Annotated in this window: 21 protein-coding genes; 3 read left to right on the top strand and 18 right to left on the bottom strand. The window is 63.8% G+C overall.

Features of this window, described 5'->3' with window-relative positions; genetic code table 11:
* Window positions 1-25: 25 nt before the first annotated feature.
* Together B4400_RS19495 and B4400_RS19490 are read right to left on the bottom strand one after the other, a co-directional pair.
* A complete protein-coding gene (locus B4400_RS19495) occupies window positions 26-784 on the bottom strand; it encodes a crotonase/enoyl-CoA hydratase family protein (protein WP_064409925.1) in 759 nt (252 codons plus the stop codon).
* A gap of 35 nt (window positions 785-819) precedes the next feature.
* Entirely contained in the window at window positions 820-1,911 is a 1,092-nt protein-coding gene (locus tag B4400_RS19490) for a phosphotransferase family protein (protein WP_078312213.1), read from the bottom strand.
* A 103-nt stretch (window positions 1,912-2,014) separates the two neighbouring features.
* Between B4400_RS19490 and B4400_RS19485 the strand changes: the two genes are divergently transcribed.
* On the top strand, window positions 2,015-3,283 hold the full coding sequence (locus B4400_RS19485) for a nucleoside permease (RefSeq protein WP_078312212.1): 1,269 nt from the start codon (window positions 2,015-2,017) through the stop codon (window positions 3,281-3,283).
* A complete protein-coding gene (locus tag B4400_RS19480) occupies window positions 3,280-4,110 on the top strand; it encodes a tyrosine-protein phosphatase (RefSeq protein WP_078312211.1) in 831 nt (276 codons plus the stop codon). The genes B4400_RS19485 and B4400_RS19480 overlap by 4 nt, the downstream gene beginning before the upstream one ends.
* A gap of 8 nt (window positions 4,111-4,118) precedes the next feature.
* Here B4400_RS19480 and B4400_RS19475 read toward each other — a convergent pair whose 3' ends face one another.
* The 16 genes from B4400_RS19475 to B4400_RS19400 all read right to left on the bottom strand — a co-directional run bounded on the left by B4400_RS19475 (window position 4,119) and on the right by B4400_RS19400 (window position 20,513).
* Complete coding sequence (locus B4400_RS19475) at window positions 4,119-4,598, bottom strand: DUF456 domain-containing protein (protein ID WP_078312210.1); 480 nt, start codon at window positions 4,596-4,598, stop codon at window positions 4,119-4,121.
* Between the two features lie 12 nt (window positions 4,599-4,610).
* Window positions 4,611-5,309 carry an Rv1363c family protein gene (locus tag B4400_RS19470; RefSeq protein WP_078312209.1) on the bottom strand — a complete coding sequence of 233 codons (699 nt, stop codon included), beginning with the start codon at window positions 5,307-5,309 and terminating at the stop codon, window positions 4,611-4,613.
* 44 nt (window positions 5,310-5,353) lie between these two features.
* The gene (locus tag B4400_RS19465) at window positions 5,354-6,724 is read right to left on the bottom strand and encodes an MlaD family protein (protein WP_078312208.1); all 1,371 of its coding nucleotides are present in this window, start codon (window positions 6,722-6,724) and stop codon (window positions 5,354-5,356) included.
* Window positions 6,721-7,908 (bottom strand): MlaD family protein, encoded by a 1,188-nt coding sequence (locus B4400_RS19460; RefSeq protein WP_078312207.1) that lies wholly within the window; start codon window positions 7,906-7,908, stop codon window positions 6,721-6,723. The genes B4400_RS19465 and B4400_RS19460 overlap by 4 nt, the downstream gene beginning before the upstream one ends.
* Entirely contained in the window at window positions 7,908-9,047 is a 1,140-nt protein-coding gene (locus B4400_RS19455) for an MCE family protein (RefSeq protein WP_078312206.1), read from the bottom strand. The genes B4400_RS19460 and B4400_RS19455 overlap by 1 nt, the downstream gene beginning before the upstream one ends.
* A complete protein-coding gene (locus B4400_RS19450; protein ID WP_078312205.1) occupies window positions 9,044-10,069 on the bottom strand; it encodes an MCE family protein in 1,026 nt (341 codons plus the stop codon). Before B4400_RS19450 ends, B4400_RS19455 begins: the two co-directional genes overlap by 4 nt.
* Window positions 10,066-11,118 (bottom strand): MCE family protein, encoded by a 1,053-nt coding sequence (locus B4400_RS19445; RefSeq protein ID WP_078312204.1) that lies wholly within the window; start codon window positions 11,116-11,118, stop codon window positions 10,066-10,068. The genes B4400_RS19450 and B4400_RS19445 overlap by 4 nt, the downstream gene beginning before the upstream one ends.
* The gene (locus B4400_RS19440; protein WP_078312248.1) at window positions 11,115-12,623 is read right to left on the bottom strand and encodes an MlaD family protein; all 1,509 of its coding nucleotides are present in this window, start codon (window positions 12,621-12,623) and stop codon (window positions 11,115-11,117) included. The genes B4400_RS19445 and B4400_RS19440 overlap by 4 nt, the downstream gene beginning before the upstream one ends.
* A 1-nt stretch (window position 12,624) precedes the next feature.
* Window positions 12,625-13,485 carry an MlaE family ABC transporter permease gene (locus tag B4400_RS19435; RefSeq protein WP_078312203.1) on the bottom strand — a complete coding sequence of 287 codons (861 nt, stop codon included), beginning with the start codon at window positions 13,483-13,485 and terminating at the stop codon, window positions 12,625-12,627.
* A 9-nt stretch (window positions 13,486-13,494) separates the two neighbouring features.
* Window positions 13,495-14,361, bottom strand: a complete 867-nt coding sequence (locus B4400_RS19430; protein WP_078312202.1) for an MlaE family ABC transporter permease — start codon at window positions 14,359-14,361, stop codon at window positions 13,495-13,497.
* Window positions 14,362-14,736: 375 nt separating this feature from the next.
* A complete protein-coding gene (locus tag B4400_RS19425) occupies window positions 14,737-15,186 on the bottom strand; it encodes a MaoC family dehydratase (RefSeq protein WP_078312201.1) in 450 nt (149 codons plus the stop codon).
* Window positions 15,183-16,145 carry an NADPH:quinone oxidoreductase family protein gene (locus B4400_RS19420; RefSeq protein WP_078298153.1) on the bottom strand — a complete coding sequence of 321 codons (963 nt, stop codon included), beginning with the start codon at window positions 16,143-16,145 and terminating at the stop codon, window positions 15,183-15,185. The genes B4400_RS19425 and B4400_RS19420 overlap by 4 nt, the downstream gene beginning before the upstream one ends.
* Window positions 16,142-17,008 (bottom strand): SDR family oxidoreductase, encoded by an 867-nt coding sequence (locus B4400_RS19415; RefSeq protein WP_078312200.1) that lies wholly within the window; start codon window positions 17,006-17,008, stop codon window positions 16,142-16,144. Before B4400_RS19415 ends, B4400_RS19420 begins: the two co-directional genes overlap by 4 nt.
* A gap of 65 nt (window positions 17,009-17,073) precedes the next feature.
* On the bottom strand, window positions 17,074-18,492 hold the full coding sequence (locus tag B4400_RS19410) for an aldehyde dehydrogenase family protein (RefSeq protein WP_078312199.1): 1,419 nt from the start codon (window positions 18,490-18,492) through the stop codon (window positions 17,074-17,076).
* A gap of 156 nt (window positions 18,493-18,648) precedes the next feature.
* Window positions 18,649-19,599, bottom strand: a complete 951-nt coding sequence (locus tag B4400_RS19405; RefSeq protein ID WP_078312198.1) for an SAM-dependent methyltransferase — start codon at window positions 19,597-19,599, stop codon at window positions 18,649-18,651.
* Window positions 19,596-20,513, bottom strand: coding sequence for a class I SAM-dependent methyltransferase (locus B4400_RS19400; RefSeq protein WP_078312197.1), 918 nt, complete (start codon window positions 20,511-20,513; stop codon window positions 19,596-19,598). The genes B4400_RS19405 and B4400_RS19400 overlap by 4 nt, the downstream gene beginning before the upstream one ends.
* Before the next feature lie 371 nt (window positions 20,514-20,884).
* Between B4400_RS19400 and B4400_RS19395 the strand changes: the two genes are divergently transcribed.
* A complete protein-coding gene (locus tag B4400_RS19395; protein WP_078312196.1) occupies window positions 20,885-22,141 on the top strand; it encodes a KasA/KasB family beta-ketoacyl-ACP synthase in 1,257 nt (418 codons plus the stop codon).
* The last annotated feature ends 35 nt before the right edge of the window (window positions 22,142-22,176 follow it).

Raw genomic sequence — 22,176 nt, 5'->3', positions numbered from 1 at the left:
TGTCGAGACGACAGATACGAGAGGGCTACTTGCCCTTCCAGACGGGTGCACGCTTCTCGGCGAACGCCTGCGCGCCCTCCTTGGCATCCTCGGAGACGAAGATCGGCATGAGGATCTCGCCCTGTTTGGCGAAGGCTTCCTCGGGTGCCCAGCTCGCCGACTCGATGACAATGCGCTTGGTGGCCGCGACGGCTAGGGGCCCATTCGCAGTGATCTTGGCAGCCAACTCCAGCGCGGCCTCCAGTGCCTGACCGTCGTCGACGAGCCGGTTGATGAATCCGTACCTGGCAGCGTCCTCCGCGGTGAACGAATCTCCGGTGAGCGCCAACTCCATGGCTACCTGGTACGGGATTCGCTTCGGCAGACGCAACAGGCCACCGGCGCCGGCCACCAGACCACGTTTGACCTCGGGGATGCCGAACTTGGCACTCCGACCGGCCACCACCAGATCGCAGGACAGTACGAGTTCGGTGCCGCCGGCCAGGGCGAAGCCCTCCACCGCCGCGATGATCGGCTTGCGCGGTGGCACGTTGGTGAAACCAAGGCCGCGCTCGGACAGCACCGCTTCGCCGCTCACGAACGCCTTGAGATCCATTCCCGCGCAGAAATTTCCACCCGCACCGGTGATGATGGCGACGGATAGGTCATCGGAGCTGTCCAGCTGGTCCGCGGCGGCGGCGAGCCCCTGGCTGACGGCCCTGTTGACCGCGTTACGCGCGTCCGGACGGTTGATGGTGATCAGTAGGACACGGTCACGCTGTTCGATCAGGACTTCGTCGGCCATGGCGATCCTCTCGTCGGTGAGTTTGTTTGTTGATGCTAACCAGTGGTCGGTATCAGGCTGCGAGCCACCGAAAGCAGCCTCGGTACGCCCTCGTCCAGCTCCGCGAAGAAGGGGTCATCGGTGGTTCCGGCGAGATGCCGTTGATAGGACACCTCCAGCAGCGTGGCGAGCTTCCATCCACCCAAAACCTGGTAGTAGATCAAATCCTCTGGTGTCCAATAACTTTGATCTCCGGTTCGCGCCTCGCGATAGGCTTCTGCGATCTCGACATGCGAGGGGCAACCCTCCTGCGCGGTCACCGCCCCGGTGAGCTCTGCCATGGCGACCTCGCCCCCGGGCTGCGGGGTCATGTACAGCAGGTAACCCAGGTCCGCCAGTGGATCGCCGACAGTCGCCATTTCCCAGTCCAGTACCGCGGTGATCCGCGCCGTTTCCGCATCGACCAGCACGTTGTCCAGCTTGTAATCGCCGTGCACCACAGCCGCGGGCCGATCTCCCGGGTAGTTCTGGGTGAGCCATTCGGTAATAGCCGTGTGATCTTCCAGGTCACGGCCGGTGGGCAACTCCTTGATGGACTCCCACTGCGCGCCCCACGTCTTCAATTGTCGTGCCAGGTAGCCGGATTCACGCCCCAGCTTGGCCTCCACCAACCGCGCCGGATCTGCGTTGTGAATCTCCGCCAATGCGACCGCGAGGTCGAGCACCAGTTCCCGTCGAGCCGAACCGACGAACCATTCGGGCGAGACGTCCCTGATGACCTCGCCTTCCTGACGCTCCATCAGATAGAACGGAGCACCGAAGATCTCGGCATCGGTGCTGGCCAGGGTAACGCGCGGAACCCGCACCCGCGCCGCACTGAGCGCATCGAGCACCCGGTATTCGCGCATCACATCATGTGCACCGGCCTGCAGCCGCCCAAACGGCGGGCGCCGCATAATCCACTGCGCACCAGTACTTCCCGTGACCACATACGTCAGATTCGAATGTCCGGCGGAGAGCCTGCGGACAGCGACCTCCTCCCCCAGCTCGTGGTTGAGGTACTCCAACAGGCTCGACGGGATGGCGTCAGCATCGAGCGTCGCCTCGCCGGCGGGGCCTTCAGGTGAAGAGGACACGTCCTTGTGCATGGGTCATGTTTACCCGACCGCACAAACCACGAGCGAGGGGCCGTGACATTCCTTAACCGTTCACGCTGCCAACTGGGCCGATGTCCCCCAGTATTGGTGTCCAATGAACCTCTCTACCCGCCTCATCGTCATGAACTTCCTGCAGTTCTTCGTGTGGGGAGCGTGGCTGCTGACGCTCGGGGCGTACTGGTTCAACAACAAACACTGGTCGGGTGCGCACTTCGGTGCCGCCTTCTCGACCATGGGTATCGCCGCGATCCTCACTCCGCCCCTCATGGGGGTGATCGCTGACAAGTGGGTAAATGCCGAAAAACTTTACGGGATATTACATCTCGGTGGCGCCGCAGCGCTCTTCAGCCTGACCCAGGTGAACAGCCCCACCCTCTTCTTCTGGGTTCTGCTGCTCAACATGCTGTGTTACATGCCGTCGCTGTCCCTGGCCATCACAGTCGCCTTTAACGCGCTCAAAGCCGCTGGCAAGGACACCGTTGTCAGCTTCCCGCCGATCCGGGTGTGGGGCACCGTCGGTTTCATCGCCGCACTGCACACGGTGAGCCTGCTGAAGCTGGAGACCTCGGTCGGCCAGTTCTACGTCGCCGGGACCGCTGCGCTACTCCTGGGGCTCTACGCCTTCACGCTGCCGAGCTGTCCACCGAAGCTGGACCGCACGCGCAGCACCACATTCTCCGACAGATTCGGGCTCACCGCCTTCACCCTCTTCCGCCACCGCACGATGGCGATCTTCTTCATCTTCGCGATGCTGCTCGGCGGCGCCCTACAACTCACCAACGCCTACGGCGACACGTTCCTACATGATTTCGCGAGCATCGACGAGTACAAGAACCTCTTCGCCGTCGAGCATCCCGCCATCATCATGTCCATCTCTCAGATCTCCGAGACACTGTTCATACTGGCGATCCCATTCTTCCTGCGCCGCTTTGGAATCAAGACGGTCATGCTGATGAGCATGGTGGCGTGGACACTGCGCTTCGGCCTGTTCGCCTACGGCAACCCCGGAGACGGCCTCTGGATGATCGTGCTGTCCTGCATCGTCTACGGCATGGCCTTCGACTTCTTCAACGTGTCGGGCCAGCTGTTCGTCGAGGATCAGTGCGATCCCGCGATCCGGGCGAGCGCGCAGGGCCTGTTCATGCTGATGACCAATGGGGTGGGTGCCATGCTCGGCAGTCTCATCAGTGGCGCCGTCATCGAGTATTTCTTCACCTATCCGGATCAGAGCAAGGACTGGCACGGCATCTGGATGAGCTTCGCCGGCTACTCGTTGGTAGTCGCGATCGCGTTCTTCCTGCTATTCCGCCACAAACCGGGCGAGAGCGCCGTCGAAAAGGCGCCCGCTACCGTGGGGGTGTGACGATCTCCAACGCCGAATCGACCGCTTCCCCCGCGCGCAGCCCCATCGACGGCATCTGGAACTTCCGGGATGTCGGCGGTTCGGATTCACCGGTCACCCTCAGGCCCGGGGTGCTGTTCCGGTCCTCTGAGCTGAGCGGTCTGACCGCGGCAGGGGCCCAGGCCCTGCGCGCCCTCGGCGTCACCGACCTCTATGACCTACGCAGTCCCACCGAGATTGCACGCACCGGTTCCGATCGCGTGGACGGCGAAATCCGGGTCCACGAGGTTCCCTTCGCCACCCCAGCGGCCGGGGAAGAACGCGCTCCTCATGAAATCGCCTACCGGCAGATGATGATCACCAGCATGACCTCGGGCCGTGGTCCGGACCCGGCGTCGCAGGTGGAGTTCATGCTGGCCGAGTATCGCCGGTTCGTCGAACTTCCTGGCACCCTCGTCGCCCTCAAGGCGGTGACCGATCAACTCGCGAGCGGCGCAACGGCTTTGGTGCACTGCGCGGCAGGCAAGGACCGGACCGGACTCCTCATCGGGGTGGTGCTGCACTCGGTCGGCATCGACTACGCCGATATCGCAGCGGACTACCTGCGCAGCAATGCCGCGATCGCGGCGATGCGGGCCCACATCTCCGCACAGATGGATGCCGCCGAACCCGAGCTTGCGCAGACCATGGCCGCGATGCTTTCCGATGAGGTGCTTGGCGTTCGCGAGGAGTATCTTGAGACTGGATTCCGTGAAATCACAAGGCTTTTCGGATCACCCGAGGCGATGCTGACGGCTGCCGGGGTCGACGGCGAAGGTCTTACGGCGCTGCGGACAGCGCTCACCTAGTCAACGATTCAGGTCAGTACGGCGCCGAGCCAGATACCTGCCGACACCATCGCACCCACCATCTCGATACCGATCGAGGTGGCGACCGCCTTCACTGCCGTGACGGTGGCACCCCATGCCTGTTTCTGGCTGTTACGTCGCAGGAACTCCGCGAGGTAGATGCCGAGCACGAAGCCGATCACCAACCCCACCACCGGGATCACGAAAAACCCGACGATCGCCGCCGCCCCGCCAAGCACCAGGCTCAGTGTGGGCACCCCGGCCTCGCGCATGCGCGCAGCGGGCCACACGTACTTGACCACTGTGGTCGCGACGGCGAGCGCCGCCACGATGCCCAGGACCACCCAGGCCTTCGTGGTGGATTCGACAAGCGCCCATGCGCCGATGGAGAGCACCACCAGGGTTGTTCCGGGAACCATCGGCACCACGATGCCGACCATTCCGATGGCGATCCCCAGAGCGACAAGCAGCAGTCCACCGATAGCCATCGGATGACTGTCTTAGGTCAGCTCGACATCGCTGGCCAGCCAGCGCCCGTCAATCTTCTCCATCGTCATCTGGACTCGGCTGCGGTCCATGCGAGGCTCCGGCACCGCGACATTGGACACCGACTGATCGATGAACAGCAGCACCTGAACCTTGTCCGGCGTCGCCGACTTCACGGCGGAGTCGACGACGACCCCGCGTGAACTGGCCTTGTTCTCCACCAGGATCTGCCGCAGCTGCGCACTGGACTTGTCGTACATGTCCTTGAACTTGCCGGTGGACCCGTCCATGGTCTTGTTGTAGTTGTCGTCGAGCTTGGCGCTGTCCACATTGGTCAGTACCCCGGCGAATTCCTGAGCCGCGGTGAGGGCCTCACGGGAAGACCGCTCTTCGGCGCGCTGCTCCTCGTAGAGCCGCCCGATGACGGCGGTCCCGGCGGCGATCGCGATCACCACGACTGCGGCCGCGGTCCAGGCCCAGTGCCGGCGCTGCATGCTCCTCGGACTCTTTTCCTCTTCATCCGGTTCGAGGCTGATGTCCTCGTCATCGGAGTCGTCGGAATCCTTGGCAGCCGCCTCGGCATCGGTGGCCTCGTCAGGCGTCGATTCGGCCTGTGTCGACGGAGTCGAAGATTCCTCGGCCTTCTCCGTATCCGAGGTCACCGCGGACTCATCCGCCTTCTTGGCGTCCTTGCCGGCAGCGTCATCTGCCATGGTTGTGCTCCTTGCGCGTCGTGCTGGTACCTGTCCGAGCGCGCCTAGCGTCCGGTGGGTGGAGTATTACCGAAACCGGGCGGTGGCGCAGGCGCATCGGGGGGTAATGGTGCATCGCCGGGAATCGGGAGAGGCCACTGCGGTCCACCATACGGCGTCGGAACGCTCCACTTGCCCCGTGGCGTTGGATCGGCCACCTTCGCCAGGTCCGCGTTGGGCGGCGGGCCCGCGGTGTCGTCGTCGGCCGGACGCGGTGCGTTGCGCGCACCACGAACCAGCATCGCCGGGTCGGGGTTGGCGCAGTACGTGGAGTACAGCGCTGGCTCATAGAAGCTGGCGTCCGAGACGGGCTTACGCGGCGTCACGTAATCACATGTCGGCCGCGGATACAGCAGGTCGGCAAGTGCCCAGATGGCGCCATCATGGAAGATTGTCGCCGCGCTCTCCAGCGCAGAACCACGCACCTCCGGGCCCGGGAACAGCGCATTGAGCGCGGGGACGCGGACATAGTTCAGCTGAGCGACCGTCGCGAGATTGCCCAACAGCTGCACCATGGTGTCGGAGTTATCGGTGAAGAGATTGTCCACACCGTGCAGTGTCTGCGGGGCCCGCCCGAGTAGCGTCCGGAAGCCGCCGTCCATCTTCTTCAGCCCACTGAAGGTGCTGCCCAGCTGCTGGCCGGTCGCATCCAATCCCGAGTTGAGGTCGACGAGCGTCGAGAAAGTCACCTTGCTCGACTTCAACAGGGTCACCGTTTCCGGCAGCACACCATCGAGGGTCGTGATGAGGAACGTGCCGCCATCGAAGATATCGGCAAGTTTTTCCGGGCCCTGCGTACTGACCCCGAGTTCCTTGCGGATGGTGCTCAGCTTCTCGGTATCAAGCTGTGCCAGCAGCCCATCGGAATCCGCCAGCACCTGCGCGAGGGAAATCGGAGTGGTGGCCTGGCCCAGCGCAACAACGCTGTTGTTCCCCAGGAACGGACCGTCATTCGTCGTTGGGCGGAAGTCGAGGTATTGCTCACCGGCGGGCGACAGCCCGGAGACGCGCACCTCGCTGTTGACCGGCAGCTTTACCGCGCCGTCGATCGCAGCGGTCGCGACGACGCCGCCCTTCTCCAGGTTGACGGACTGCACGCGGCCGATCGGCACTCCGCGCAGCGTGACTTCCTGATTCGGCAGCAGCCCACCGGATTCGTGCAGCTGCACCTTTACCCGGTACTTGGACTCGATCGGATTGACCTTCAACGTCCCGAACATCACGTACCCGACGCAGATGACGAGGATGGCCACCAACCCGACCACGGACAGCCATTTCCAGCTGCGCTTGAAGACGTCGGATACCGCCAGCAGTCCACGGGAAATCGATTCCAGCAGACCATTGGACTGTGCGGGGCCAGTCGCGGGCGCGGTCATCGGCCCGGTCCTGGTTCAGGCGCCGGGGCGGGCGCGGGCGGAGCTTCCGGCGCGGGTGCCGGGGCAGGCGGGTTCGGCCCTTGCCCCACAACCCGTTCCTGCAACCGGTACAGCGAGTACTTGAAGCTACCGACGAGGTAACCCCAGTCGGCCTGCTTGGGGCCGTGGAAGGTCGGGTCACCCTTGTACCCGGCATCGGGCCAGTTGCCCAGCGCGAGCTTGGCCATGTTGACGTCAACGGCAAGGCCGCTACCGGCATTCGCCTTGATCAACATCGGGATCAACCGATTCAGCGCGACCAAGCTGGTGTCCGGGCTCACCGTGATGTCGTTGAAGCCCCGTGCGAGCGAGTTGAAATCGGCGATCATGCTGCGCGTGTCGGTGCCCTGGATGGACGGGAACTTCGCCAGCTGATCGGAGATGCGGCCCGCGGTATCGGCAAGATCGCCGACCTGATCGGGATCGATCGCCTTCAGCGCCGGTGCGCCTGCCTCCAGCAGATCGTTGATCGTCTTCTCCCGCGCCGACAGTGTCGAGGCCAGCTGAGAGGTCTTGTCCAACGAGTTCTGGATCTGCGCCGACCGGCCATTCAGCGTGCCCATCAACTGATCGGACTGCTTCACGATCTCACCGAACACGATGCCGTTACTGCCATTACCGCCGGAGGACTTGCCGAGCCCGTTCACCACGTGCGTCAGATTGCGAATGACGCCACCGTTGACGAGCACGGCCGCGGACGCGAGCACACCTTCCACCGTGGCCGCCGATGAGGTGTTGTCCAGGTCCAGAGTGCCCCCGTTTTTGAGGAGCTGGCCCGTGCCTTTGGTGGGTGGGGTGACGGCGACGAACACATCGCCCAGCGGGGTGGCCGTGCGCAGCTGTGCCGTGGTTCCGACGGGCAACCGCACACCTTCACGGATACGCAGCTGAACCACGGCCACGTAGTCGACGGCGTCCATCGACTCGACCTCGCCGACATCGGCGCCACCGAGACGAACCTTGGCCTTCGCGGGAAGGTTGAGCGCGTTGGCGAACCGCGCGGTCAGCTGGTAGGACTGCGAGCCCATGTTCGGAGCCGGAAGCGGCAGACTATCGAGTCCCGGTGGCGTGCAGGCGGATACGGCGAGAGCCCCGACCGCAGCCAATGCGGCAACCCTCGTCTTGGAAACCTTCAAGCGGCTCATCACTGCCCCATCCTGGCCATGCCGTCGAGCATGTAGGTCAGCCCGAAATCGGGGCCATAGTCGGCCAGCGTGCCGGTGCTGCACCCGAGCTGCCGCAGGCCCATCAAGTTGCAGATTTCCTTGGAGAACTGGCTTTCGAACAGCAGTTTGTCCAACAGCGGGTGCAGGCGGATCGACCCGTTCACCGGGTCGATAACGCGGTCCACGTTATCGAGCGTCAGGGGCAGCAGATCCAGAGTTTCCTTGAGCTCACGCTGGTTATCGGTCAATGCCTGCAAGGTGACGTTGCCGTTTCCGATGAGACCCTTGATGACGTCGCGGTTCTTCTCGAGGAGTTCGGCGGTGTTCTTCAGCACCTCGTTGGTCTTGCGGCCGGTGTCGCCGGTGCCCAGCCGTTCGGCGGCCAGGACATCGGCAGTGCCGTGCACCGCCGAGCCGAACTGACGAATCGCCTTGTCGTTCTCCCCCATCGCGTTCACCAGCGAGCTCACGCTCTTGATGATCGTGGTGAGCTGATCCTTGGTCTCGGCGCCATCGGTGGTCATCTTCAGTGCCTTCGACAGCTCATCGAGGGCGGTCTTGACCTGCTCCCCGTTACCCGCGGCGGCCTGCGCTCCGATGCTGACCAAGTCGGCGGCCGGACCGCCGCCCTTGCCGTCACCCTTCATCGCCGACGCGAGCTTGTCGACGGTCGCCAGCACCCGGTCGAATCCGACAGGGGTGCGGGTGCGGTCCAGCGGGATGACATCGCCATCTTTGAGCACCGGGCCCTCGGTGTACGGCGGGCTCAATGCGACGTGCCGGTCGGTAAGGACCGAGCTGGTGAAGGCGGCGGCGATGACGTTCGCAGGGACCTTGACGTCCTTGTCGACGTTGAACTTGACCTGGACATACGTGCCCTTGGCCTCCACCGATTCGATGGCACCCACCGGCAGGCCCAGCACCTCGACCACATTGCCCACGAAAAGACCTGAGCCTTCATCGAATTGGGCAGTAACGGTGATCTTGTCGTCTACTACGCCGGCCTTGCGCAGACCCAGGTAGCCGCCGATCGCGGCGGCCACCACCAGCACCGAAACCACGCCGATCATGAAGACTCGGCGCGCGGTGGACCCCTGCTGTGTCACGTTCACGCTCATGCGCAGTCCTTGAAGTACTCGAGCAGACCCCACTGTTCGGCGCGGCTGCTGATCGCGCACATCCAGTTGTCCACGACCAGACCGTTGGTCAGGTTGATGTTCATGGAGTATGCCGAGCCGGTGGCGTTGGTCAGGTTCCGCAGCGGCACGGGCAGGATCTGCAACAGGTTTCGTAGGTAGTCGTCATGATCGCTGGCCAGCGCCGTGACATCCCGCAGCTGCTGCAACAGCTTCTCGAAGGCGGGCCGGTCCTTGATGACCACCTTGCTCAGCAGGTCGACCACCTTGGTGATCGAGGCCATCAGACGCTGGAACGATGCTTTACGGGATACGAACTCTCCCAACAGGTCCCGCCCCTGAAAGACCAGATGACCGAGGTTGGCCTGCTGCCGATGCAGCGTGGCGGTGACGGTGGACGCACTCTTGAGCAGCTCGCCGATCTGCGTCCGCCGGGTGGAGACGATCCCCGACAGCTCCTTCAGATTCTTCATGGCGTCGGGCAGCGCCTCAGGCAGCCCGTCGAGCTGCTTGGCCAAGATGTCGATGGACTGAGCCAGCTTGGTCGTGTCCACCTGCTCATAGGTGGCAGCGGTGTCCGCGAGCAGCGCCTGCAGGTCGTATGGCACCTCCGTGTGCGACAACGCGATTCGCTTGTTCGGGATGACGCCCGCACCGCGAGGCCGCAACTCGACATAGCGCGAACCGAGCAGCGTGGTGGTCTTGATCGCGGCCTGCGTCTCAGCACCCAACTTCACCTCGTCGCGCACCCGCATGTCGACAAGCACCTTGGTGCCATCGAGCACAACGCTTTTGACTTCGCCGACATCCACTCCAGCGACGCTGACGTAGTCGCCCTTCTTGAGCTGGGCCGCCTGCGCGAATTCGGCCTTGTACCGGGTGTATCCGAAACCGATCTGGCGGTACAGCAGCATCGACGCGATGATCGCGGTGACGACACCGACGGCGATCATGCCGATCCAGAACTTGCTCCGGTCTTCTAACCTGCGTTCACGGGGGCTCATTCGGTCCCTCGGCATTTCGGTGTGTACTTGGCGACGCCACCGTGCGTGGCGTGCCGGACGATCGCGGGCACCAGATCATTGAGACCCGGGAAGAACCCGTTGATGTTCAGCTGGCAGGCATACGAATTGCCGTAGGCACCGTCCTGCATGGTGCGGGCCAGCCCCTTCAGGAGCAGCGGCAGATTGGAACCCAGGAAGGCGAATTGGTCCTTGTTGGCAAGAATGTGCGCGGCGGTACCCGGCTCGCGATAGACGAGCTCCTGCAGCTGCGGGTACACGTTGTCGCCGATGGTCTGGATCCGGCTGACCACATGCGTGGCCGAACCGATGGACGAGACCAGGTTCTGGCGGCGGTTGTCCAGTTCGCCGACGACATTCTGACTCTGGACCACCAGTTGGTCCAGGTTGTCGTTCTGCTTGGCGACGTTCGCCAGCACGGTGTTGAGGTTCTCGATGAGCCCACCCAGCGACTGGTCACGTCCGGCAAAGGATTTCGTGATCTCGGTGGTCTGCGCGACGACATGGGCCAGCGCGCCCCTGTCACCGGCGAAGGCGTCGATGAGCCCGTTGGACAGATTGTCGACCTGCTTCGGGTCCAACAGGGTGAACAACGGCTCGAATCCATTGAGCAGCGCACCGACGTCGAAGGACGGCTCCGTGCGCTCCACCGGAATCACGCTGCCTTCAGGCAAACGCTCTGGGCTGCCATCCAGCCCCCGGGACAGCGAGATGTACCGCTGGCCGATGATGTTCTGGTAGGTCACCGAGGCGATCGAGTTGCCGTACAGATTCTGGTTGCTCTTGACCCGGAACTTGAGCTTGGCGAGCGAGCCATCCAGCTCGATCGAGTCAACGCGGCCCACGCGCACACCCGCGATGCGCACATCGTCGCCGACTCGCACACCGGTGACATCGGTGAAAATCGCGCTGTAGCTCTTGGTCGAGCCCGTGGTATCGCGGAGCAGGGTTCCGTAGACCAGGGTCGTCACGCCGATGGCGAACACGACAAACAATGACAGTCCGACCACCGCGGCCCGGAAGTTCTTCATCGTCCGCCTCCCTGGGCCGAATTGGCGTGGCCGGAATCGGTGTCCGACCCCTCACGACTGACCGAGATCGTTGTGCCACGGGCCACCGGGCCCAGGAGCAGCTGCTGTGAAGCACTCGGATCCCCGCCGAGTGCCTTGCCGAGTTGTGCGCGCTCGGTCGCACTTCCGACCGGTCCGACGTTTCCGCCGAACGAGGCCGGTGCCACTCCGGCAGGTGCCGGGTTGGGCGGCGGACCGAATGGCGGCAGCACCGGGTTCGCGGCGCGGTCGACTTCCTGCGGGTTGGGACCCGAACCGTGCAGCATGATGTCGGCCGCGGTCGGCGGGAAGATGGTTCCCGGAGGCGGAGCGATATCCGGCGGCGGCTTGTAGCTACCAGGCTGCAGCACCTCGGGAATGTCGATCCACTGGCGGGTCTCGGGTGCGGTGGTGCAGCTGGGCCCGGCCAGCTCTCCGTACCGCGGGCAGTCGTCGCGGACATAGGTCCAGGCCGGACTGAACGACAGGATCAGGTTCAGGCCCAGCACCTGGCGGCCCGGATCCCATCCGTTTTCGAAGATCGCGTCCGAGAGCACCTTGATGCGCGATGCGATCGGCACGAACTGGTCTGTGTGCTGTGCCAGGACACCGACAACCGGTGTCAGATGAGTACCGATGCCGATCATCTGATCGATGTGGTTATCGATGGCGGTGGCGGCGGTTCCGGTGGTGTGCAAACCTGCCGAAAGCAGCCCGCGCACATCCGATTGCTTTTGGGCCAAGGTGCGCAGCGGCACCAGGGCGTTCTCCAGGTTGTCCAACAGCCGCGGCGAGGTGGTGCTGAGTGCTGCCGACACCTTCTCCAGCGCCGCGATCGTCGAGGGGTCGTTGGGGCTGGCGGTCACGATGGCATTGAACTCGGTGAGGATGGACTGCAGCCGGGCACCAGAGGTCAGCAGCTTGTCGCCACGGCCCTGAGTTGCCTCGCCGAATACGCCGATCAAACCGATCGGTGCGTCGCCCCGTTGCCGTTCAGTGGCGGCCAGCACCTGGCGCAGCTTGTTCGTGGTGGTCTGGAACAGCACCGTCGGCAGCTTGGTGTCCTCGGTGATGACGGCGCCGTCGCGTAACGCGGCACCATCACCATTGTCGACCAGCTGCACAGATGACACCGCGAACACATTGCTCGGCACCACGCGGGCGGTGACCGTGCTCGGAATTCCGCTGGCGTGCTCGGACTTCAGGTCGATGTGCACGATGTTTGGCTTGCCGTCCTCGGCCGGTGTCACCGACGTGACAGCGCCAACGAGCATGCCACGGAACTTCACATCGGCACGCTCGGGCAGACCGTCCCCGACATTCACGAGCTGTGCGTTGACCTTGACGGTGTCTTCCAGCAGGCCCTTGGACTTGGCGAGCAGCAGCCCGGTCACCAATCCCAAGATGGCCAGCACGGCGATACCGGAGAGGAGCAGCGCCCGATCCGACCAGCCGCGCCCGTTTCCAGAGAATGAGCCACCACTCACGTCAACCACCGAACCTTGCGCCGGCATCGACTCCCCACAGCGCCATGGTGAGAAGCATGTTCACGATGATCACGACGGTGATGGCGGCGCGCATCGCGTGCCCGGCAGCCACACCCACGCCCTCGGGTCCACCCGAGGCGTTGAATCCGAAGTAGCACTGGATAGTTGACGCGATCCAGACGAAGATGACGGCCTTGATCACCGAATAGACGATGTCGGTACCGCTCAACATCATCGTGAAGTAGTGGTTGTAGGCACCGCCGATCGAGCCGCCGCTGGAGATCCCGACAAGCAGGCGGCAGGTGATGTAGCTGATGACCAGGCACAGCAGGTACAGCGGAACTACCGCGACGGTCGAGGCCATCAGGCGGGTGGTCACCAGGTAGGGGATGGGCCGGATCGCCAGCGCGTCCAGCGCGTCGATCTCCTCGTTGATGCGCTGGGCTCCGAGCTGCGCGGTAAACCGGCAACCGGCCTGCATCGCAAAGGCGAGCGCGGCCATCACCGGCGCCAACTCGCGCGTCGACACCAGAGAGGAGATGAATCCGGTGGCCGGGCCCAGGCCGATGATGTTCAGCAGGTTGTAGGCCTCGATGCCGATGAGAGCGCCGATCGTGGCGCCCAGCACGGCGGCCACGCCGACCGTGCCGCCACCGGTGACCAGCGAGCCGTTACCCCAGGTGACGTCCGCCAGCAGCCGGAAGAACTCCTTGGAGTAGAAGCGCAGGGAGTTCGGGATGGAGGCGATGGCCTCCACGAAGAACGCCAGCATATGACCGAGCCGCCGAATCGACTGGGCGACCCGATGCCCGGCGTCGATGATCGGCTGGACGCCCTTAGGACGGTATGTGGAGATAGTCACGGCGCGTCCCTATATCCCATGCCGTGGGAAGACCATGACGTACACCTGGCTGACGAGCACGTTGATCAGCATCAGCACCAGGATGGACTCGACGACCGCGGCATTCACCGAGTTGGCGACGCCGGCCGGACCGCCCTTGGTCGTCAGCCCCTTGTCGCACGCGACGATGGCGACGATTAGGCCGTAGAGAATCGCCTTGAGCAGGGCCAAGATCAGATCGTCGACCCGAGTGAACGAGGCGAAGGTCGCGACGAAGCTTCCCGGTGCACCGTGTTGGAAGTAGACGTTGAACAGGTAACTCGCCAAGAAGCCGACAAAGCAGGTCGTACCCGTGAGACCGACACCGACTAGGACGGCGGCGGCGACGCGCGGGACGACGAGCCGCCGGATCACCGACACACCCATCACTTCCATGGCGTCTATCTCTTCACGCATGGTTCGTGACCCCAGGTCCGCGGTGATGGCCGAACCTACCGCGGAGGCCATCAGCACCGCGGCGACCAGAGAGGCGCCCTGGCGCACGATTGCGACACCACTGGCGGCACCTGCCAACGAGGACGCGCCAACCTGGCCCGCCAGCAGGGCGAACTGGATGGACAAGGTGACACCGATCGGAATGGCCACCAGCAGCGTCGGGACCACGGCACTGCCCGCCATGAATGCGCCCTGGTGGATGAACTCCTTCCACGGGAACGCGCGGTGGACGAGGTCCGAGAACATGTACTGCATCGCCCGTACACCGAGGACGATCTGACTGCCTGCGGTTTCCACCGCCTGCACCGGATGCTTGCGGACGTACTCCTTGAGAGCGCCGGATACGGCATCACGAGACGGTGTGGCGGGCCGGCCTGCACTGGCCGTGTCGAAGGTGGTCATCACGCGCTCACGATCGACTGCACCGAATACCCCAGGGCAACACGTCCGTGTGCTGGCTGACCCACGTGATGCCCTCTCATCCAAACCTCTCGGGCCCACCATCTTCGCTGGTCACAGAGAAAGCAAGGCCCGAACTGAGCAGTAACATAACACCTGACTGACGTGATCTACACATCGTCGTAGATCACGGTGAGATTTTCGACACTCTGCGATATGCGGTGTCCAACTTCTTGACAACGGACGACAAACCGACGGCTCGCGATTCCATTGGGCGAGAATGGGTATCACGCCCATACCCTCGCTGACCTTTGCCTTTTCCGCAGACTGGCTGAAATGGCCTGTGTCCCCAGATCTCTAACGCGGTCTCCAGAATGGCTACGCGATGTAGCGCGAAATCGATTCGGCCACACAAGCTGGCTTGTCGGCACCCTCGATCTCGACAGTGGTCACGATCGTCACGTCGACGGCGCCGGGCTTCTGCTCGACATTGGTCACCTCAGCACGGGCCCGCAACCTCGATCCCACCCGGACCGGGTTCAGAAACCGAATCTTGTTGTACCCATAGTTGATCCCCATCGCGATGTTGTCGACCCGGATCAGCTGGAACTGAAACTGTGGAAGCAACGACAAGGTGAGCAACCCGTGCGCGATGGGGCCACCGAACGGGCCATCGGCGGCCCGTTCGGTGTCGACGTGTATCCACTGGTGATCGCCGGTGGCATCGGCGAAGGTGTTGACGCGCTCCTGATCGACCAAGAGCCAATCGGTGACCCCCAGGTCGCCGACGGCGACCTGGTCAATTCCGTTGAATACCTTGGTACTCACGGTACGAGCACCATCTTTCCGTACACCTTGCCGTCGGCGAAGTCCTGGAGTGCCTGGCGGCCTTCCGACAGCGGAATCCGCGCGCTCACCGGCGGCCGCATACCCTCAGCCACCAGCTTTTCCAGCCCTGCCTGCGTCTCGTACAGGTAGTCCGTATGGGTGCGCAGGAATTCACCCCAGGCCACCCCGATCAGCGAGGCGTTGCGCAGCAGCAGGCGATTCACCTTGATCGTCGGTATCGCACCAGCTGCGAATCCGACGACGAGCAGCCGTCCCTCGGAGGCCAGCGTGCGCACCGCGTCGTCAAAGGCGGGCCCACCGATGGGGTCCACCACCATGTCGACACCGACCCCGCCGGTTGCCTCGCGTACCGCCTTGGCCCAGCCCTCTTCTAACGGCAGGACGATATCGGCGCCGACACTCTTGACGAATTCCGTTGCGGCAGTCCGATTAACCACGGCAATGACCTTGGCGCCCATGCCCTTGGCAATCTGGATCGCCGCGGTACCGATACCGCCCGCAGCACCGAGTACCAGCACTGTCTCCCCCGCGCGCAGCTGCCCTCGGCGGGCGTAGGCGAAGTACATGGTGTGGTAGTTGGCAATGAGGGCGACGGCCTCGGCATCGTCCAGCTGGGGCGGGGTCGGCAGGATGTTGGACGGTGCCACCGCCACCCGTTCGGCATACCCGCCAATGAAATTGAAGGCCATCACCCGGTCGCCGGGATTGATGCCGGACCCCTCCGGGGCCGAGCGCACCACCCCGGCGGTCTCGATGCCCGGAACGAAGGGCGGCTCCATTTTCAGCTGGTACTCGCCCTTGGTCATCAGGTAGTCGGGAAAGCAGACCCCCGCGGCCTTGACGTCGACGACAACGACGTTGTCACCGCGCGGCTCTTCGACGTCGGTGTAGACCAGCCCTTCCGGGCCCGATAACGACTGTGCCTGTATCGCTTTCATGCGAGCGAGGGAGGGCCGGCCTTGACGGCGTTGGAAAGATCCGCGATCTGCGACCACTTCTCGGCAACCTCGTCCACGGTGGGCGGCGCATCGAAGTCCGCACCAGCGTTCTCGAACAGCGCGACACGTTGCACCTTGCCGCCGCCGACCACGAAAACCGAACCGTTGTCAGTACTTTCCTCAGTGCACAGGTATCCGACGACGGGCGCGACGAAGGACGGTGGCAGCTTGTCCAACACGGCCTCGGGGGCGATATCGGCGGTCATGCGGGTGGCCGCGATAGGCGCTATCGCGTTGGAGTGGATGTTGTACTTGGCACCCTCCAGCGCGAGGGTGTTGATGAGCCCGACCAGGCCGAGCTTGGCCGCGCTGTAGTTGGCCTGCCCGAAGTTGCCGAACAAACCGCTGGTCGAGGTAGCGACCACGATGCGGCCGTAACCCTGATCCCGGAAATGCTGCCAGGCGGCACGGGTGATGTTGTACCCGCCGTACAGGTGAACCTGTTGCACCGCATGCCAACTGTCGTAGGTCATCTTGTGGAACGTGCCGTCCCGAAGGATGCCGGCGTTGCTCACCACACCGTGAATGGCACCGAACTCGTCCAGAGCGGTCTTGACGATGTTGGCCGCGCCTTCTTCGGTGGCGACGCTGTCATAGTTGGCGACAGCACGGCCCCCAGCAGCCTTGATTTCGTCAACCACGCTGTCGGCCATCGCAGACCCGGCGCCGGATCCGTCGCGGGCACCACCCAAGTCGTTGACGACAACCGAGGCGCCCTCGCTGGCGAGGGTGAGCGCGTACTCGCGGCCCAGCCCCCCGCCGGCTCCGGTCACGACAATTACCCGGTCTTGCACTCCCGGCATGCAGAACTCCTATTCACTTGGCACTTCGTTGGGTTGCTGAATAATGCGGACGACGAAACCTTTAACTACATAAGTCTTTTCATCAACTTAAGGTTCTTCTCCAGATACGGCGGGTACGGCAGCTTGAGGTCCATCTTGGTGCTCTTGTACAGCGTCGACTTGAGGTGACTGAACTCGTCGAAGCCGGCCTTGCCGTGGTAGGCGCCCATACCGCTGGCACCGACACCGCCAAAGGGCAGGTTCGGGATAACAGCGTGGTAGAGCAGATGATTGATCACCGTGCCACCGGCAGGTACATCATCGATGAATCGGTTGCCAATCCGCTTTGACTCCGTGAAGGCGTAGGCCGCCAACGGCTTTGGCCGAGAATTGATGAAGTCGATGGCGTCGTCAAGAGACTCGGCGGTCAGCACCGGCAGGATGGGACCAAAGATCTCGTTCTGCATAAGCGGCTCGTCCGCGCTCGGATCCACCACGATTGTCGGCTCGATGGTGAGCGCGGAAGCATCAGAGGCGCCGCCGGTGGCAACCTCTCCTTCGGTCGCGGCCAGGTAACCCACCAAGCGATCGAACTGGCGCTGATTGACAACGCGCAGTCCCTTGGACTCCTTGTCGGCCTGGAACTCCGCCCAGGCCGCCGTGATCTTTTCGACCAGCTCATCGCGAACCGCCGGGTCGACGAGGACATAGTCGGGCGCCAAACACACCTGGCCTGAGTTGAGGCCCTTCATGTATCCGATGCGGCGCGCGGCGACCTCGATGTTGGCATCGGCAGCCACGTAGACGGGCGACTTGCCACCCAATTCCAGTGCGACTGGTGTCAGGTGTTGTGCAGCGCCTTCCAGGATGCGCTTGCCAATCTCGGTGCCACCGGTAAACAGGGCCTTGTCAAAACCCTGCGCCAGCAGTTCTTGCGTCACCGAGCCGTCGCCCTCGACGACGGCCACCGCGTGCGGGTCGAGGTACTGCGGAATGAGCTTGGCCATCAACGCCGATGAAGCGGGCGCGATCTCCGAGGGCTTGATGGCCACGGTGTTGCCCGCCGCCAGTGCGCCGACCACAGGGCCGAGCGTCAGGTACAGGGGGAAGTTCCACGCACCGATGACGAGGACTGTGCCGTACGGCTCAGGTACCGACCACGCCTTGGCCGGCTGCTGGGCCAGCGGAAGACCTCTGACCCGCTTGCGTCGCATCCAGCGCCGGAGGTTCTTGCGGGCGTAGACGACCTCGACGACCGACCCGACAACATCGGCGATCCAGGCTTCGGCCGAGGAGCGCCCCAAGTCCTCGTGCAACGCGGCGGCAATCGCGGCCTCGTTCTCGGTGAAGAGTCGCTCCAGGCCGACGAGCTGCGCCTTGCGCCAATCGTATTCGCGAGTCCTACCCGTCGCGAAGGTCTCGCGCAGGCCCCGGACAATCCCCGGAATGCGCGAGGGCTCGGACGCGGCGTCCTGGTCGGCGGGCGTAGAGATCTCGGTGGTCATATCCGTTCCTCTCGATGGCACGCTCATCAATGAGCACATCTCCGCAGGTCACGCACGCGTACACGGACGAGCGATGGCAGCTAAGTGAGCTGTATCACCGATGGTAACCAACCAGTTGGGACCTGAGAACCCCGCACCCCTGAGGGCCGAGCTCCGTCAGCCCTTGAGCTCGGCTTCTATCAGGGTGTTCCCGCGCAAGTCCTCTTCGCTGTAGGCCAGGCGGCCCGCATCGGACATCTCCACCTCGGCCGGAATCGCCCGAACCGTCCACCCACGCCCAGCGAGCCACTGAGGGACATCGGTGCGGTTCTCGTCGTGGTACATCAGCGATCCGACGTCAAGGGACTCGCCGTCCATTCCCGCCAACTTGCGGGCCCGGTCGAAGTGTTCGCGCATCTTGCTGCGGAACTCATGCCGCTTGGCGTTGTCGGGCCCGACGGCCTCGACGGCGATCCTGCTGCCCGGTGCACTCTGATCCACGATCAGTTCGAACAGTCGGTCCTGCGCCTCGGTCGGCAGATACATGAGCAGGCCTTCCGCCAGCCATGCCGTCGGCGATGCGACGTCGAATCCCTCCTGTTGCAACGCCGCCGGCCAGTCCTGCCGAAGATCGACTGGCACCTCCCGGCGAAGACAGGCAGAACGCACATCGTGCTCATCGAGCGTTTGGCGCTTGTACTGCAGCACGAGCGGCTGGTCGATCTCGTACACGGTGGTGCCGACAGGCCAGTCCAGGCGATACGCACGAGAATCCAGGCCGGCGGCCAGGATCACCACCTGGGTTATCCCCGCGCGTGACGCCCGTTCGAAGAATCCGTCGAAGAAACGTGTGCGGACAGCCTGGTAGTCCACCGCGTACTGCATGAGGCGGTCGGCTTCCGGATCCAGCTTGGCGAGCTGCTGGCGCAGCTCATCGCTCGCGATCACCGACCAGGACCCGGCACCCGCACGCTCGACGAGGAGCTGCGCAAACGGATCCTTGATAAGCGGCGTCTCACTGCGGGTTTCAGCCGCTCGCGCCGCGGCCACCATGACCGCGGTGGCTCCCACACTGCTCGCGATGTCCCAGCTGTCATCATCCGAACGGGCGGTGGTCGTGTCGGTCACCGGAGCTCTCCCTGGATCAGCTGGCCGCGGAACGTCCCCTGCTCGATATCCTCGGGCACCGGTCTGCCCAGTCGCGCCATCTCGTCGTGCGCATCGGTCTTGGTCACCGACCATCCGTGTGCCCCAAGCCATTCCGCGGGGTCGGCCCGGTTCTCGTCTTCGTAAATCAAGTTCTCGATCGTGACATCGACATCGACGGCGGTCTTGAATGCGGCACGCACCTGCTCCCGGCGGGCCGCCTCCTCCTCGCTCTCGTCCAGAACCAGTTTCCCCTCGTATCCCTCCACCGCAATGCGGCTACCCGGGGCGCTCAACACACCGATATTCACGAAAAGGCTGTCTTGAGCGTCGGCGGGCAGATACGGCAACAGACCTTCGGCAAGCCACGCGGTGGGTTGCCCGGAATCGAACCCGGCCGCACGCAGCGCGGCCGGCCAGTCCTCGCGGAGATCGATAGCCACGCCACGTCGCTGCGCCTTCGGTTGATGGGCGGCGAGGGCGGAGGCCTTGAACTCCAGAACCTGGGGTTGGTCGATCTCGAACACCGTGGTGCCGGCCGGCCAGTCGAGACGGTATGCGCGGGAGTCCAGCCCCGAAGCCAGGATCACGATCTGCCGGACACCCGCTGCGGTCGCGGCCAGGAAGTAGGCGTCGAAGAAACTGGTGCGCGTGGCCTGGTAGTCGACCATCCGGCCGTAGATCCGGCCCGCCTCGGGATCGGGCCACTCGATGTCGCCGGTCGCCAACCGCTCCCAGCCCGTCGATCTACCGGTCGCGTCGACCAGTATCTGCGCGAACGGATCGCTGATGAGCGCGTCGGCGCGCAGCGTCTCGGTAGCGCGTGCGGCCGCCACCCCGAGAGCGGTCGCGCCCACACTGGAGGTGATGTCCCAGGTGTCCCCGTCGACCCGCATGCGGCTCCTCTCAAGGCAAACTAGACCCAATAGTGAGCAATGCTACAGATCTCAAACGGTGGCCGACATTGTGCCGCGCGGGTCACATTTGCCCTGCTTGCGCCCAGGTAGCTGCATCATTCATTCATTTGCCGGTCACTTTGGATAGGCTGTGCTGTGGAACGTCAACCGCCCAGACACACTTGGTCAATTTATGCAGTTCCTACACAGATCTGGCATAGGGTTCATCATCGAATCCGTTTGACGACCCACCCTGGCGAAGTTCGCTGGCAGTGGGCTTACTAAAATCCGCTCCAAGAGATAGCTCAGATGAAGTTCGAAAGGGGATAGAACGTGCTTGCCACGTGCATGTCCACGGGGGGATGTCAATAATGACCAAACCATCTACCGCAAACGGCGGCTTTCCGAACATCGTCGTGACCGGCATGGCCATGACGACGTCGATCGCACCGGATGTCGAGGGCACCTGGAAGGGACTGCTCGCCGGCGAGAGCGGCATCCGCACCCTCGAAGACGACTTCGTCGCCCACTACAACTTGCCCGTGAAGATCGGCGGACACCTTAAGGTCCGCGACTTCGACAAAGACATGACGAAGATCGAGCACCGTCGACTGTCCTATGTCCAGCGCTTGGCGGCGATCCTGGGCCGCCAGGTCTGGGAGGACGCCGGAGCTCCCGACGTCGACCTGGAACGCCTCGCGGTATCGGTCGGCACCGGTCTCGGCGGCGCCGAGAAGATGGTCGAGGCCTACGACGAGATGCGTGCCAAGGGCACGAAAGTCGTTTCGCCCCTGGCCGTTCAGATGTTCATGCCTAACGGAGCGGCTGCGGTCATCGGGCTGGAGCGCAAGGCCCGCGGCGGTGTCATCACGCCGGTGTCGGCGTGCGCGTCGGGCAATGAGGGCATTGCGCACGCGTGGCGTCAGATCGCTTACGGCGATGCCGATATCGCCATCTGCGGCGGGGTCGAGGCAGCTATCGAGGCGGTCCCGATCGCGGCGTTCGCCAACATGCGCATCGTGATGTCCACCGACAACGACAACCCCGCGGGTGCGTCGCGTCCGTTCGACAAGAATCGCACCGGCTTCGTCTTCGGCGAGGGCGCTGCGCTCATGGTCATCGAGACCGAGGAGCACGCCAAGGCGCGGGGAGCGCGAATTTACGCTCGTCTTCTCGGTGCCGGCATCACGTCGGACGGTTTCCACGTGGTGGCACCGCATCCGGACGGAATTGGCGCCGCCAAGGCAATGAACCGCGCCCTGGAGACCGCCGGGCTGGATGCCAAGGACATCGATCATGTCAACGCCCATGCCACCGCGACAAGCGTGGGCGATGTCGCCGAGGGCAAGGCCATCCACAACTCCAACCTGCACCACGCCGCGGTCTACGCACCCAAGGGTGCCCTCGGGCACTCGGTGGGTGCGGTCGGTGCCGTCGAAGCCGTCATCACGGTGAAGTCATTGCAGGAGGGCATCATTCCGCCCACCCTGAATTACGAGACGCCCGATCCGGAGATCGAACTGGACATCGTCAGCAAGGAACCCCGCAAGGGCGACTACAAGTACGCGATCAACAACTCGTTCGGGTTCGGTGGCCACAACGTGGCGATCGCCCTCGGCAAGTACTGATCCACTTCTTTCCCTGACACGCCGTCTGCGGCGGA

It is taken from the genome of Mycobacterium sp. D16Q13 (assembly GCF_002013375.1).
GTDB lineage: Bacteria > Actinomycetota > Actinomycetes > Mycobacteriales > Mycobacteriaceae > Mycobacterium.
The sequence above is the reverse complement of the archived record's forward strand: the minus strand, read 5'-3'. Positions and strand labels throughout refer to the sequence as shown.